This window comes from Burkholderia sp. LK4, assembly GCF_001043615.1.
Classification (GTDB): domain Bacteria; phylum Pseudomonadota; class Gammaproteobacteria; order Burkholderiales; family Burkholderiaceae; genus Burkholderia; species Burkholderia cepacia.
This window is the reverse complement of record NZ_LDUL01000093.1, coordinates 1-14,184: the sequence shown is the minus strand read 5'-3', so window position 1 is coordinate 14,184 and position 14,184 is coordinate 1. Positions and strand designations below refer to the sequence as shown.

Sequence of the window (14,184 nt, the reverse complement as noted above, 5' to 3'; positions counted from 1 at the left end):
CGCCGCCCCGACCCACTGCATCGGCACCTGCGCGATCACGTCGCTGTCGATACCCGGCCGCGACAGCAGCGCAGCCGACACCGGATCGCCCCACACCAGCGCAAGATCGAGCTGGTTCGCGTCGAGCCGGTCGAGCAGGTCGGCATTGCGCGCCACGCGCGCCTCGATCCTCACCTTCGGATGCGCGCGCGCAAACCGCCCGAGCACGTCGGGCAAAATCGCCTCGCCGAAATCCTCCTGCAACCCGACGCGCACCCAGCCGTCGAGATTGACGCCGCGCACGGCCGCGGCCGCCTCGTCGTTCAGCTCGATCATCCGCCGCGCATAACGCAGCATCGCGTCGCCGGCATCGGTCAGCGCAAGCCCGCGCCCGGATTTCACGAACAACGGCGTGCCGGCCTGCTCCTCGAGCTTGCGGATCTGCGCGCTCACCGCCGACGACGAGCGCGCGACGCGGTCGGCCGCCTTCGCGAAACTGCCGAGATCCACGCCCGCGACGAGGCTGCGCAGCGCCGCCACGTCGAAGTTGGGCCGGGTCAGCGCGGCATCGGCCAGCGCGAGCGACTCGCCGCCGCCGCGTGGAATGTCTTGTCCGGGCATTTCAACCATCCTGTTTTATCGAACGATTCATCAAGAACTTTCCGATTTTCAGGATGAATGTAGGTCGCCAGACTGTGGATGTCAATTTCCAACCGGGCCCGCCGCCATGGATACCACCTGCATCGCCTCCCCCTCCTCGCCCGCCCGCGATGTGCGCGGCCCGGCCCATCGCTGGCGCGTGCTGGCCGCCGGCGTGGCCGCGAACATGAGCTTTTCGGCCGCCGCGGCCGGCATCCCGACCACCGCCGTGTGGATGCGCTCGGCCTACCACCTCGACAACGGCGCACTCGGCCTCGTGCTCGGCGCGCTCGGCTTCGGCGTCGCGCTGTCCGAGCTGCCGTGGGGGATCGCCGCCGACCGTTTCGGCGATCGCCGCGTGCTGCTGACCGGGCTCGTCGCGACGGCCGCGATGCTCGCGCTGATGGTGTGCACGATCGTCCCGAGCGCGCACGCGGTGCCACCGCTGGCGCGCGTCGTCGTGGCGATGTGCTGCGTCGGCCTGCTCGGCGGCAGCGTGAACGGATCGAGCGGACGCGCGGTGATGCGCTGGTTCGGCGAACGCGAACGCGGGCTCGCGATGAGCATCCGCCAGACGGCCGTGCCGCTCGGCGGCGGCGTCGGCGCGGCGCTGCTGCCGTCGCTCGCGTCGCACCTGGGCTTCGCGGCGGTATTCGGTGCGCTGATGCTGCTGTGCGCCGGGTCGGCCGTGCTGACCTGGCGCTGGCTGCACGAACCGCCCGCCGAACCGGCTGTCGCACACGGCGCCGCGCATCGACCGGCCGCTCGGCCGCAGTCCGCGCAGTCCGCGCAGTCCGCGCAGTCCGCGCAGTCCGCGCAACCCGCGCGGCTCGCGCACGGCCCGCTCGCGAACGCCCGCGTGTGGCGCATCGTGCTCGGCATCGGCCTGCTGTGCGCGCCGCAGTTCGCGGTGCTCACGTTCGCGACGGTGTTCCTGCACGACTTCGGCCGGCTCGGCCTCGCCGGCATCAGCGCGGCGATGGTCGTGTTGCAGCTCGGCGCGATGGTGATGCGCGTCTGGAGCGGCCGCCATACCGACCGGCACGGCAACCGGCGCGCGTACCTGCGCGGCTCGGTGCTCGTCGCGGCCGGCTCGTTCACGCTGCTTGCCGCCGCGACGGCCGGCAGCCCGCACGTGCCGCTCGCCGCGATCGTCGCGATTCTGGTGTTCGCGGGCGTGTGCGTATCGGCGTGGCATGGCGTCGCGTACACGGAGCTCGCGACGCTCGCAGGTGCGAACCACGCGGGCACCGCGCTCGGGATGGCGAACACGGTCGTCTACCTCGGGCTGTTCGCGACGCCGCTCGCGATCCCGCCGCTGCTCGCCGTCAGCTCGTGGAGCGTGGTCTGGCTCGCGGCCGCGCTGGTTGCCGGCGCGACCTATCCGCTGTTCGCCACGCGCTAGGGGCCGCGCGCGGCACGCGGGCGCCGCGGCCCCCGCCACGGCGCCCGCACCTCGGTCAGGCCGCTTCGCGCGCCAGCGCGCGGCGCACGGCCGGCCGGTCGGCCTCGCGCTGCGCGTGCGCGGTCCATGCGGGATGCCGCGCCATGTCGAGCCCGATCGCGACACCCCAGCGATACAGCACGAACAGGAACGGATCGACGATCGAATGCGCGCCCGGCTCGGCCCACGTGCGGCCGTCGGCGAGCGCGGCTTCGATCGTCTCGTTCGCGGCCTCGATCACGCCGCGCCCGTGCGTCCTGACTGCCCCGTGCAGCGTGGGATCGCCGATGAAGCGGCCCGGCCGCCACAGCGCACCGTAGCCGACGCCATGCACCCAGCCGACCAACCAGGCGAGCCATTCGTGGCATCTCGCCTCGCGCAGCGGATCGCCGGGCGGCAGCAGTTGCGCGTCCGGATAACGGCGCGCGAGATACGTGAGGATCGCGGGCGTTTCGGTCAGCACGCTCGGCTCGCCCGGAATCTCGAGCACGGGCACGCGTGCCTTCGCGTTGATCGCGAGATAACGCGCTTCGAGGTTCTGCTGCTTCTGCACGGAGACGATCTCGACGTCGAAGGGCGCGCCGGTTTCCTCCAGCGCGATATGAGCGGCGAGCGAGCAGGCGCCCGGCGAAAGATAGAGACGATATGCGTTCATGGTGGCGTGGCCCGACGGGACTGTGGAAGACGGAACCGAGTGTAGGAACGCGTGCATGCCCGCCGCAAACGATGAATTGTCGTGCTCGGGCATTAGTGCTACTAATACCCGCATGAAACGCATCCACCTTCCTCCGCTGCAGACACTGCGCGCGTTCGAGACCGCCGTGCGGCTGCAGAGCTTCACGCGCGCGGCCGACGCGCTCGCGCTCACGCAAGGCGCCGTCAGCCAGCACATCCGCGCGCTCGAGGCGCAGCTCGGCTACCCGCTCTTCACGCGCGAGCGCAACGGCGCGACACCGACGCACGCCGCGCACGCGCTCGCGCTGCAGGTGCGCCAGGGCCTCAGCGTGCTCGAGCGCGCGTTCGAGCCGGCCCTCGCCGCGCGCAGCCGCCCGCGCACCTGCGACGTCACGCTGAACGTCAGCGTGCTGCCGAGCGTCGCCGAACGCTGGCTCGCGCCGCGCCTGCCGCGCTTCTCGGCCGCGCATCCGCACATCGCGATCGCGCTGCACCCGGACGTGGCGCTCGCGCCGCTGCGCAAGCGCGACCGCATCGACGTCGCGCTGCGCTACGGGCCCGGCACGTGGCCGGGCGTAGTCGCCGAGAAGCTGATGAACGAGACGATCTTCCCGGTCGCGAGCCCCGCGTACCGCAATCGCGACGGCGTCGCACCGCGCGCGCCGGCCGATCTCGTGCGCGCCACGCTGCTGCGCCATCCCGCGCAGCCGTGGGAACCGTGGCTTCAGGCCGCGCGGCTCGACCTCACCGAATCCGCGCGCGCGCCGCGTTTCACCGATGCGAACGCGCTGATCGACGCAACGTTGAAAGGGCGCGGCGTCGCCCTCGCGCGCCGCTCGCTGATCGAGCCCGAACTCGCGGACGGCACGCTCGTGCGCGTATCGTCGGTACGCGTGACCGACGTGTATGCGCACTACGTCGTGTGGCGCCCCGGCCATCCGCACGAATCGGCGATCCGAACCTGGCTCGACTGGCTGCGCAGCGAGGTGCGGCGCCGCACGCCGCGGCGCTGACGCAACGCGACCGGTTGCTCGCGTTCATCGTCGACGGTCAGGCTGGCTTGGACGCGCTCATCCATCGCATCGCGCGCCCGGGTAAAAGTGCCCGGCTCGCAACGTCCACCGGGAGATATTGCGCGCCCGCCACGCCATGCAAGCGGATGGTCAGGATATCGAAAGCATTCCGCGATCACGCGCCGGTCGCAAACGATTCACCGAAACGTCGCATCGCACCGGCATACTCGAAAACGTTTCCCGATCAGCCTGCCAGGAGAGAAGTCATGCGTCGCGTTTCCGCCGTCGTCGTTTTTTGTGCCGCCGCTTTCGTCGCCGCCTGCAGCGACGACGCGCCGCACGACGCACACACGACCGACGCGTCCCAACAGGCCGGCGCATCGGCCGGCTCCGCCAGCGCATTCAACCACGATGCAACCGCGAACGCCGCCGCGTCCGATGCCGCGCCGCTCGCGCCGCCCGTCGTGCACTACCCGCCCGATGACGACGACGACGCGAAACCCGCGGCGAATGCGGCCGCGTCGAGTGCCGCCGCGTCGTCGCCGGGCTGATCCCGCCGCTTCCGTCCCCCGACCGCAGAACCGAGGTGAAATAACATGACGTCATCGAGCCGCCGCCGTTTCCTGCATACCGTCGCACAATCCGCGGGCGCCGCCGTCGCGCTCAACGCCTTCCCCGAATCGATCCGACGCGCGCTTGCGATTCCCGCCGCGCACGGCACCGGCACGATCCGCGATGTCGAGCACATCGTCGTGTTCATGCAGGAAAACCGCTCGTTCGATCATTATTTCGGACACCTGCGCGGTGTGCGCGGCTACAACGACCGCTTCCCGATCCCGCTGCCGAACGGCAAGCCGGTGTGGTACCAGCCGTCGAAGGCCGACCCGGGCAAGCCGGTGCTGCCGTTCCGGCTGAACACGCTGACGACGAGCGCGCAGTGCGTCGGCGATCTCGACCACTCGTGGTACAAGACGCACGCGGCGATCGACGGCGGCCGGTACGACCAGTGGCCCGCGAACAAGACCGACATGACGATGGGCTATCACGTGCGCGAGGACATCCCGTTCCATTACGCGCTCGCCGATGCATTCACCGTGTGCGACAACTATTTCTGCTCGCTTCCGGGGCCGACGCACCCGAACCGCGCATACCTGATGACGGGCACCGTCGACCCGACCGGCAAGTTCGGCGGCCCGCTGCTCGACAACAGCGACTATGTCGACGGCGACGGGCCGCCCGCCTACCAGCTGCTGTCGTGGACGACCTTTCCCGAACGCCTGGAAGCGCGCGGCGTGTCGTGGCAGATCTACCAGCAGGGCACGACGGGCAACGACCCGTACAACGGCAACTACGGCACGAACGTGCTGCAGAACTTCGCGAACTTCATCAACGCGAAGCCCGGTTCGTCGCTGTACCAGCGCGCGCAGACGGTGCGCACGCTCGACGACCTGAAGAACGACGTGATCAACGACCGGCTGCCGCAGGTGTCGTGGCTGTGCCCGCCGGCGGCATTCTCCGAGCATCCGAAATACACGCCCGCGTACGGCGCGAACTACACGTCGCAGATTCTCGACGCGCTCACGTCGAACCCGGACGTATGGCGCAAGACGGTGCTGTTCATCATGTACGACGAGAACGACGGCTTCTTCGACCACATCGTGCCGCCTCAGCCGCCGACGTCGGCCGCGCAAGGCGCGTCGACCGTGACGACCGACGGCGAGCTGCACACGGTCGTGAACCCCGGCCGCGGCGGCAGCTACACGGCCGACGGCCTGCCGTACGGCCTCGGGCCGCGCGTGCCGATGACGGTCGTGTCGCCGTGGACGAAGGGCGGCTTCGTGTGCTCGCAGGTGTTCGACCACACGTCGGTGATCCGCTTCATCGGCGAGCGTTTCGGCGTCGACGAACCGAACATCACGCCGTGGCGCCGCACGGTCTGCGGCGACCTCACCGCCGCATTCGATTTCCGCTCGTCCGACGCGTCGTTTCCGCCGCTGCCCGACACGAGCCAGTACCGCTCGATCGCCGACCAGCAGTGCACGTCGCAGCCCGCGCCGACCGTGCCCGCGACGCCGTCGCCGGTCGACCCGCAGGAGCCCGGCGTGCGGCCGGCGCGTGCGCTGCCGTACGAGCTGCACGTGAACGCCAGCGTTGACGGCGGGACGCGGCTGCGCATCGAATTCGCGAACCGCGGCAATCAGGGCGCGCACTTCCACGTGTACGCGACGAACCGCACCGACGGCCCGTGGCGCTACACCGTCGGCGCACGCCGCGTGCTGCATGCGGACTTCGACCTGACGACGACGAACGGTGCGTACACGTTCTCGGTGTACGGGCCGAACGGCTTCGTGCGTGTGTTCTCGGGCAACGTGTCGACCACGGCCACCCATCGCAATCCGGCGCAGCCGGAAGTGAAGGCCGGCTACGACGTCGCGAACGGGAACCTGTACCTGAAGCTGCGCAACCCCGGCGGGGCACACGTCACGCTGACGCTGACCGACAACGCGTACGGCGCGCCGTCGCGGCAGGTGACGCTGCATGGCGGTGACGAACGCGTCGAGCAGTGGTCGCTCGCGGCGAGCCACCAATGGTATGACGTGACGGTGAGCGACGGCGCGGCCGGCACGTTCTCGCGCCGTTTCGCGGGCCACGTCGAAAACGGCCGGCCGAGCTATTCGGATCCGGCGGCGGTGCGGCCCGTGTCCGCGGCATAAGCGCGACGGCACGGCGTGGCGCGGCACCCGCCGCGCCGCACGGGTCGCCCGCCCGGCCCGGCGGAATCAGATCGCGTGCGCGAGCGCGCGATCGACGAGCGCGGCCTCGAAGCCGTCGTCCGCGTCGCGAAAGCGCAGCGGCGCCGCGCAGTGGACGAGCGTGTCGATGAAGTACTTCGCGCGCGGCCACGGCCCGAAGCCGGCCGCGGTGTTGATGTGCCCGGCGTCGCCGAGGTTCACGAACGCGCTGCCCAGGTGCTGCGCAAGCGTGCGCGCATCGGCAAGCGGCATCCACGGATCGGTCTCGCTGCCGATCACGATCGACGGCACGGCGAGCCGGCGCGCGTCGAACGGCCCGGCAAACGTGAATTTCTTCGGACTAGCGGGCGCGACGAGCAACACGCCCGCGACATCGCCCGTACGCGGCCACTGCGCGAGCGCATGCGCGGTCGCGAGGCAGCCGAAGCTGTGCGCGGCCAGCACGAACGGGCCGCGTTCGCGGTCGAGCAAGGTGCGCACCGATTGCGCCCAGCGCGCGAGATCGGGCGCGTCCCAGTCGTCCTGCTCGACGCGCAGCGAGCGCGGGAACTGCCGTTCGAGCCAGGTCTGCCAGTGAGCGCCTTCGCTGCCGTGCAGGCCCGGAACGGTAACGAGGCGCGGCGGCCACGCCGATTTGCTGCATGCGCGCATGATTGCCCTCGCTTGCTTGAAGACGGGATTCGATTGTGGCGCGGCGCGCCCGGCGGCCGAACCAATATTTTGTGATTTGCTTTTGCGCGGGGCGGCCACCCGCGGGGCGGCCATCCGCGAGTCGCCCGCGCCGATCGCCCGCCCCGCGCACCGGCGCGCGATGTGCCGCGAAACCGTAGAATGTGGGCTCCCCGTCAGCTTCACACGAAACCGGGGCCGGGCGCCGATGCGCGCCGGGCGCCCGGTCGTCAGGAGACGCCCGATGTCCGCTACGCCCGCCGGCGCGCCGCGCCCGGCTCCGCTCGCCATTCCCGTGACGCGCCTCGCCGGCGCGCGCGCAGTCGTCCAATGAAGATCCTGTTCCATTCCCCGCACCAGGAAGCAGGCGCGTGGCGCGACGAGATCGCGCATGCGTTGCCGGAAGCCGAACTGCGCGCGTGGCAGCCGGGCGACACGGCCGCCGCCGATTACGCGCTCGTCTGGCGCGCGCCGCGCGAATTCTTCACCCCGCGCGACGGCCTGCGCGCGATCTTCAACCTCGGCGCCGGCGTCGACGCGCTGCTCGCGCTCGACCGCGCGCAACCGGGCACGCTGCCGCCGCACGTGCCGCTCGTGCGGCTGGAAGATTCGGGCATGGCGCAGCAGATGGTCGAATACGTGACGCACGCGGTGCTGCGCTATCTGCGCCGCTTCGACGAATACGACGCGCAGCAGCGCGAGCGCCGCTGGCAGCCGCTCGAGCCGCATGCGCGCGCGAGCTTCACCGTCGCCGTGCTCGGCCTCGGCGTGCTCGGTGCGCAAGTCGCGCTCGCGCTCGCCGCGCTCGGCCTGCCCGTGCGCGGCTACAGCCGCAGCGCGAAGCAGCTCGCCGGCGTCACGACCTTCGCCGGCGACGGTGCGTTCGACGCGTGCATCGACGGCGCGAAGGTGCTCGTCAACCTGCTGCCGAGCACGCCCGACACCGACGGCATCCTGTCGTCCCGCACATTCGCGCGGCTCGCGCCCGGTGCGTATGTCGTCAACGTCGCGCGCGGCGCGCATCTCGTCGAGGCCGACCTGCTCGACGCGCTCGCGAGCGGCCGGATCGCCGCCGCGACGCTCGACGTGTTCCACCAGGAGCCGCTGCCCGACGATCACCCGTTCTGGCGCGCGCCGCGCATCACGATCACGCCGCACCGCTCGGCCGAGACGCTGCGCGCGGAGGCCGTCGAGCAGATCGCCGGCAAGATCCGCGCGCTCGAGCGCGGTGAGCGCATCGGCGGCATCGTCGACTACATGCGCGGCTACTGAACCTGCAAGCAAACCTGGAGACAACCATGACGTTCCCCACCGCCGTCAAGATCGTCGAAGTCGGCCCGCGCGACGGGCTGCAGAACGAGAAGACCTTCGTGCCGACCGACGTGAAGATCGCGCTCGTCGACCGGCTGTCGCGCGCCGGCTTCCGCAACGTCGAGGCCGCGTCGTTCGTGTCGCCGAAATGGGTGCCGCAGATGGCCGACGGCGCCGACGTGATGGCCGGCATCGAGCGCCGCCCGGGCACCGTGTACTCGGTGCTCACGCCGAACCTGAAGGGCTTCGAGAATGCGCTCGCCGCACGCGCCGACGAAGTCGTGATCTTCGGCGCGGCCAGCGAGGCGTTCTCGCAGCGAAACATCAACTGCAGCATCGCCGAGAGCATCGCGCGCTTCGAGCCCGTCGCGAAGGCCGCGAAGGATGCGGGCGTGCGGCTGCGCGGCAGCGTGTCGTGCACGCTCGGCTGCCCGTACCAGGGCGAAGTGCCGGTCGCATCGGTCGTCGACGTCGTCGAGCGTTTCGCGGCGCTCGGCTGCGACGAGATCGACATCGCCGACACGATCGGCGTCGGCACGCCGAAGCGCACGCGCGAAGTGCTGTCGGCCGTCACGCGCGTGTTCCCGCGCGAACGCCTGTCGGGCCACTTCCATGACACCTACGGCCAGGCACTCGCGAACATCTACGCGGCGCTGTTCGAAGGGATCGAGATCTTCCACGCGTCGGTCGCGGGCCTCGGCGGCTGCCCGTACGCGAAGGGCGCGACCGGCAACGTCGCGACCGAGGACGTGCTGTACCTGATGCAGGGCCTCGGCATCGACACCGGCATCGATCTCGCGCAGGTCGTCGCTGCCGGCGACTTCATCTCGAACGCGATCGGCCGCGCGAACGTGTCGCGCGCCGGGCGTGCACTGCTCGCCAAGGCGCAGAGCGCGGCCGACGCCGCGAACTGCGTATGACCCCGGTATTCGATGGATTCCTCAACATGACGACACCCGCTTCATTCGATTCCCTCCCCGATTCCGCGCGACGCGTCGCGCTGCTGCTGCGCGAGCGCGGCCATGCGAAAGGCATCGTGATGCTCGCCGAAACCGGCAAGACGTCGGCCGAAGCCGCGGCCGGGCTCGGCTGCTCGGTCGCGCAGATCGCGAAGTCGATCCTGTTTCGCCGCCAGTCGGACGGCGCGCCGGTGCTCGTGGTCGCGAGCGGCGTCAATCGTGTCGACGAGAAGAAGGTCGCCGCGCAGGTCGGCGCGGTCGGCCGCGCGGACGCGAAGTTCGTGCGCGACAACACCGGCTACGCGATCGGCGGCGTCTGCCCGATCGGCCATCTCGTCGAACCCGTCACGCTGATCGACGCCGACCTGCTCGAGCTCGACAGCCTGTGGGCGGCCGCCGGCCATCCGCACGCGGTGTTCAACCTGTCGCCGAACGAACTGGTGTCGCTGACGGGCGCACCGGTCGCGGACGTCGCATTGCGGGAATCCGCATGAGCGACGTCGTGGTACCGGTCGGCACGGTGGCCTCGCCGTGCACCGACGTATGCCGGATCGATCCGCGCACCGACTGGTGCGCGGGTTGCCTGCGTACGCGCGACGAGATCAAGGGATGGCGTACGTCGGATGACGACGCGAGGCGCGTGCTGCTTGCGCGGCTCGATGCGCGGCGGCGCCTGATTGCGAGGAGCGGCGCATAAAAAAAAGCCGTTCAGCCTGACGGGCGAACGGCATCGAGATCGGAATCCTGTGAACGTGATCAACGTCACAGCCCGCATCATACGAGCGACGCGCACCGCTCGCATCGGGTGTTTCCCTACAACTTCTTACAGCGTCTTCCACGCGTGCGCGCGCCCCGCTTTTGCTCGCCATGAGCACGCCATCCGCGTGCAATACCCGTTCCCGAAAACCGCATTCGACGCGCCGCCGTGACGCCCGCCGCGACGCCGAATCGTACGACCGTTTCAGTTGCCGACTGCCGCGCGACGCGCGGGCACGATGCGCCAGCCGAGATTCACGCCGGCCGCCGCGAGCAGGATCAGCAGCGCGCCGAGCACCTGCGTCCACGCGAGCGTCTGCCCGAACGCGAAGTGATCGACGACGATCGCGACGACCGGATAGACGAACGACAGCGCGCCGGTCATCGCGGTCGGCAGCTTCTGGATCGCGCCGTACAGCAGCACGTACATCAGGCCCGTGTTGACGACGCCGAGCACGATCAGGTCGAGCCACTGCCCGGCCGTCGCGGGCAGCGTGCCGAAGTGCGCGAACGGCGCGAGCAGCACGATGCCGATACCGGCCTGCAGCAACGCGAGCAGGTGCGGCGGCGTCCCCTTCAGGTGCTTCGTGACGATCGACGAGATCGCATACAGGAAGGCCGCGCCGAGCGACAGCGCGACGCCCTCCAGATATTCGCCCGGCACCGCGAGCACGGCCGGCTCGACGCGCACCACGGCGACGAGCCCCACGAACGCGAGCGCGAACCACGCGAGCGTCGACGCGGTGATCCGCTCGCGGAACACGATCGCGCCGAGCGCGACGAGCATGAACGGCTGCGTGTTGTAGACGGCGGTCGCCATCGAGATCGATGCGCGCGAATAGGCGGCGAACAGCAGCAGCCAGTTCGCGACAATCGCGATGCTGCCGAGCGTCGCGAGCGCGAGCATCCGCGGCGAGAACAGCGCGCGGCGCAGGAAGCCGAATGCCGCGCAGACGATCGCGAGCGTCGCGGCGCCGAACAGGCAGCGGAAGAACACGACGTTCGTCAGCGGCTGCTGCGACGACATCACGAGCCAGCCGATCGTGCCGGACATCAGCATCGCGACGACCATCTCGGCGGCACCGCGGCGAATTTCATTCGAGGCCATCATGAACTCCATTGAAAGAGAGTGGATGACCTCGATTCTAGAAACTTGCTTTCGCCGCAACCACGGCTAAACTGAAGCGAATCAGCCGATTGACCTTCGAAAGCAAAGCGATCATGCCGAAACGCCTTTCCCCGCCCGCCGTCGCGTCGCTCGACGCGACCGACCGCGCGATCCTCGCGGCGCTGGCCGACGACGCGCGTATCGCAACCAGTGAACTCGCCCGGCAGATCGGGCTGTCGGCCCCCGCGACCGCCGATCGTGTGCGGCGGCTCGAGGCGCAAGGCGTGATCGCCGCGTTCACCGTCGAGCTCGACCCGCGCGCGCTCGGCTACACGCTGCAGGCGATCGTCCGCGTGAAGCCGCTGCCCGGCCAGTTGCATCTCGTCGAAGAGATGCTGCGCCGGATTCCCGAATTCGTGGAGTGCGACAAGGTCACCGGCGACGACTGCTTCATCTGCCGGCTCTACCTGCGCACGATCGCGCACCTCGACGACATCCTGTCGAAAGTGACGGAGCGCGCAGAGACCAGCACCGCGATCGTGAAATCGACGCCGGTGCCGCGCCGGCTGCCGCCGCTCGTCGAGGACGACGGCGCGCACCGCTGAGCACCGGCACGTGCCGCCCGCGTGTCGTCAGGCAGCCGCGTCGCGCGCCTCGAAGAACGCGAGCAGTTCGTCGATCAGCGCGACGGGCGCCTCTTCCGGAATGTAGTGCCCGCAGTCGAGCGCGCGGCCGCTGACGTCGCGCGCGACGCGGCGCCATTCGTCGAGCGGATCGAAGCAGCGGCCGACGATCCCGTGCTCGCCCCACAGCACGCGCAGCGGGCACGCGACCTTGTTGCCGCGCTCGAGATCCGCACGGTCGTGCTCGAGGTCGATCGTCGCGGACGCACGGTAGTCCTCGCACATCGCATGCACGGCGCCCGGCTGCGCGAGCGCGGCCCGGTACGCGGCGAGCGCCTCGGGCGCGAACGGCGCGAGTCCGGCGGACCGGTTGCCCATCACGCGCTCGATGTAGGCATCGGTATGCGCGCCGACCAGCGTCTCGGGCAGCGGCTCCGGCTGAATCAGGAAGAACCAGTGGAAATACGCGGTCGCGAACGCGCGATCGGTTTTCTCGTACATCGCGAGCGTCGGCGCGATGTCGAGCAGCATCATCCGCTCGACGGCGTCCGCATGATCGAGCGCGAGCCGGTGCGCGACCCGCGCGCCGCGATCGTGCGCGCACACATGGAATTGCTCGAAGCCGAAATGCCGCATCACGGCGACCTGGTCGGCCGCCATCGCACGTTTCGAATACGGCGCGTGCTGCGCGTCGCTCGGCGGCTTGCCCGACGCGCCGTAACCGCGCAGGTCGGTGGCGATCACCGTGAAATGATTCGCGAGCGTCGCGGCAACGCGATGCCAGATCATGTGGGTTTGCGGATGTCCGTGCAGCAACAGGAGCGGCGGACCCGCGCCTCCTTTGACACCGAAAATGTCGGTGTCCTGCACCGTCACGCGAAACGGTGCAAACGCCTCAAACGACATGGTTTGTTTCTCGTTGGTTTGTTATGGCGGTTATTTTAGGAGCGCCGGCGCGTCTTCACAGCGCGGTAAACACCAGAATCCCTAGAAAGAGAACACTCCCTCGATTGCCGCCACACCGCGCGATTTGTTAAGCTCGCGTAGAATCGCACGATCGTTCGTATTAATAAGGACGACCTCGTTTTTACAGCTTCGTTTTTACAGCGTCGTTCCGCAGCTACACTCGAACGACCGTTCGACCGCAAAGCATGGCGGCGGCGCGACCGCGCGGCCGCCCCTGGAGACTGGAGACATCACATGGCATTGCCCACCGTCCTGCAGAACCTGACGCTGCCCGTCATCGCGTCGCCGATGTTCATCGTCAGCTACCCCGAACTCGTGCTCGCGCAATGCAAGGCGGGCATCGTCGGTTCGTTCCCCGCACTCAACGCCCGTCCGGCCGAACTGCTCGACGAGTGGCTCACGCAGATCCAGTCCGAGCTCGCCGACCACAAGGCGAAGCACCCCGACGCAGTGATCGGCCCGATCGCGGTCAACCAGATCGTCCATCAGTCGAATGCGCGGCTCGAGCACGACGTGCGCGTGTGCGTCGAGCACAAGGTGCCGATCTTCATCACGAGCCTGCGCGCGCCGGCGCGCGAGATCGTCGACGCGGTACACAGCTACGGCGGCATCGTGCTGCACGACGTGATCAACCTGCGTCACGCGCAGAAGGCGCTCGAAGCCGGTGTCGACGGGTTGATCCTCGTCGCGGCCGGCGCAGGCGGCCACGCGGGCACGACGTCGCCGTTCGCGCTCGTCGGCGAAGTCCGCAAGATCTTCGACGGCCCGATCGTGCTGTCCGGCTCGATCGCGAACGGCGGCTCGATCCTCGCCGCGCAGGCAATGGGCGCCGATTTCGCGTACATGGGCACGCGCTTCATCGCGACGCAGGAAGCGCACGCGATCGACGACTACAAGCACGCGATCCTGAACGCGAAATCGTCGGACATCATCTACACGAACCTCTTCACGGGCGTGCACGGCAACTACATCCGCGAGAGCATCGAGAAGGCGGGCCTCGATCCGGACGCGCTGCCGGAGTCCGACAAGACCAAGATGAATTTCGGCAGCGACAAGACGAAGGCGTGGAAGGACATCTGGGGCGCCGGCCAGGGCGTCGGCCTGATGGACGACCTGCCGAGCGTGGGCGCGCTCGTCGAGCGCCTGAAGCGCGAGTACGACGACGCGAAGGCGCGGCTCGGCATCCCGCGCTGACGGACACGGCGGCCATGACGGCCGCCGCCGGCGCGCATCCCGTCGGACCAGACAAAAAAGCGCGAGCTGCAACTGAACTGACCCCGCAAAGTTGG

The 14,184-nt window shown here is 69.5% G+C and carries 15 protein-coding genes; 10 read left to right on the top strand and 5 right to left on the bottom strand.

Annotated features, from left to right (window positions below):
• On the bottom strand, positions 1–600 hold a 600-nt coding region (locus VK92_RS34995), incomplete at its 3' end, for a LysR family transcriptional regulator (protein ID WP_048468225.1).
• Between the two features lie 106 nt (positions 601–706).
• Between VK92_RS34995 and VK92_RS34990 the strand changes: the two genes are divergently transcribed.
• Positions 707–2,023, top strand: coding sequence for an MFS transporter (locus VK92_RS34990; protein ID WP_048026542.1), 1,317 nt, complete (start codon positions 707–709; stop codon positions 2,021–2,023).
• A 55-nt stretch (positions 2,024–2,078) separates the two neighbouring features.
• On the opposite strand, the gene VK92_RS34985 is transcribed toward VK92_RS34990, so the two are convergent.
• Positions 2,079–2,717 carry a glutathione S-transferase family protein gene (locus tag VK92_RS34985; RefSeq protein ID WP_048026540.1) on the bottom strand — a complete coding sequence of 213 codons (639 nt, stop codon included), beginning with the start codon at positions 2,715–2,717 and terminating at the stop codon, positions 2,079–2,081.
• Between the two features lie 112 nt (positions 2,718–2,829).
• Between VK92_RS34985 and VK92_RS34980 the strand changes: the two genes are divergently transcribed.
• From VK92_RS34980 to VK92_RS34970, 3 genes are all read left to right on the top strand, one after another.
• Positions 2,830–3,750, top strand: a complete 921-nt coding sequence (locus VK92_RS34980) for a LysR substrate-binding domain-containing protein (protein ID WP_048026538.1) — start codon at positions 2,830–2,832, stop codon at positions 3,748–3,750.
• A gap of 266 nt (positions 3,751–4,016) precedes the next feature.
• Positions 4,017–4,301 carry a hypothetical protein gene (locus VK92_RS34975; protein ID WP_048026537.1) on the top strand — a complete coding sequence of 95 codons (285 nt, stop codon included), beginning with the start codon at positions 4,017–4,019 and terminating at the stop codon, positions 4,299–4,301.
• A 45-nt stretch (positions 4,302–4,346) separates the two neighbouring features.
• Positions 4,347–6,464: a phosphocholine-specific phospholipase C gene (locus tag VK92_RS34970; protein ID WP_048026536.1), complete on the top strand. Its 2,118-nt coding sequence runs from the start codon at positions 4,347–4,349 to the stop codon at positions 6,462–6,464.
• Between the two features lie 66 nt (positions 6,465–6,530).
• On the opposite strand, the gene VK92_RS34965 is transcribed toward VK92_RS34970, so the two are convergent.
• Complete coding sequence (locus VK92_RS34965; RefSeq protein ID WP_027788972.1) at positions 6,531–7,154, bottom strand: RBBP9/YdeN family alpha/beta hydrolase; 624 nt, start codon at positions 7,152–7,154, stop codon at positions 6,531–6,533.
• Between the two features lie 348 nt (positions 7,155–7,502).
• Here VK92_RS34965 and VK92_RS34960 point away from each other — a divergent pair, with 348 nt between their 5' ends.
• From VK92_RS34960 to VK92_RS34945, 4 genes are read left to right on the top strand one after another with little or no spacing between them, the layout of a single operon-like run.
• On the top strand, positions 7,503–8,444 hold the full coding sequence (locus VK92_RS34960; RefSeq protein WP_048026534.1) for a 2-hydroxyacid dehydrogenase: 942 nt from the start codon (positions 7,503–7,505) through the stop codon (positions 8,442–8,444).
• 26 nt (positions 8,445–8,470) lie between these two features.
• Entirely contained in the window at positions 8,471–9,403 is a 933-nt protein-coding gene (locus VK92_RS34955) for a hydroxymethylglutaryl-CoA lyase (protein ID WP_048026532.1), read from the top strand.
• 26 nt (positions 9,404–9,429) lie between these two features.
• Positions 9,430–9,936, top strand: a complete 507-nt coding sequence (locus VK92_RS34950; protein ID WP_027788969.1) for a YbaK/EbsC family protein — start codon at positions 9,430–9,432, stop codon at positions 9,934–9,936.
• On the top strand, positions 9,933–10,139 hold the full coding sequence (locus VK92_RS34945) for a DUF1289 domain-containing protein (protein ID WP_021157438.1): 207 nt from the start codon (positions 9,933–9,935) through the stop codon (positions 10,137–10,139). Before VK92_RS34950 ends, VK92_RS34945 begins: the two co-directional genes overlap by 4 nt.
• 264 nt (positions 10,140–10,403) lie before the next feature.
• Here the strand turns inward: VK92_RS34945 and VK92_RS34940 are convergent, their stop codons facing one another.
• Positions 10,404–11,306: a DMT family transporter gene (locus tag VK92_RS34940; protein WP_048026546.1), complete on the bottom strand. Its 903-nt coding sequence runs from the start codon at positions 11,304–11,306 to the stop codon at positions 10,404–10,406.
• Between the two features lie 113 nt (positions 11,307–11,419).
• Here VK92_RS34940 and VK92_RS34935 point away from each other — a divergent pair, with 113 nt between their 5' ends.
• A complete protein-coding gene (locus tag VK92_RS34935; RefSeq protein WP_011353413.1) occupies positions 11,420–11,911 on the top strand; it encodes an Lrp/AsnC family transcriptional regulator in 492 nt (163 codons plus the stop codon).
• 27 nt (positions 11,912–11,938) lie between these two features.
• Here the strand turns inward: VK92_RS34935 and VK92_RS34930 are convergent, their stop codons facing one another.
• Positions 11,939–12,835 (bottom strand): alpha/beta fold hydrolase, encoded by an 897-nt coding sequence (locus VK92_RS34930; protein ID WP_021157441.1) that lies wholly within the window; start codon positions 12,833–12,835, stop codon positions 11,939–11,941.
• Between the two features lie 294 nt (positions 12,836–13,129).
• Here VK92_RS34930 and VK92_RS34925 point away from each other — a divergent pair, with 294 nt between their 5' ends.
• Entirely contained in the window at positions 13,130–14,089 is a 960-nt protein-coding gene (locus tag VK92_RS34925; RefSeq protein WP_006488640.1) for an NAD(P)H-dependent flavin oxidoreductase, read from the top strand.
• Positions 14,090–14,184: the final 95 nt, after the last annotated feature.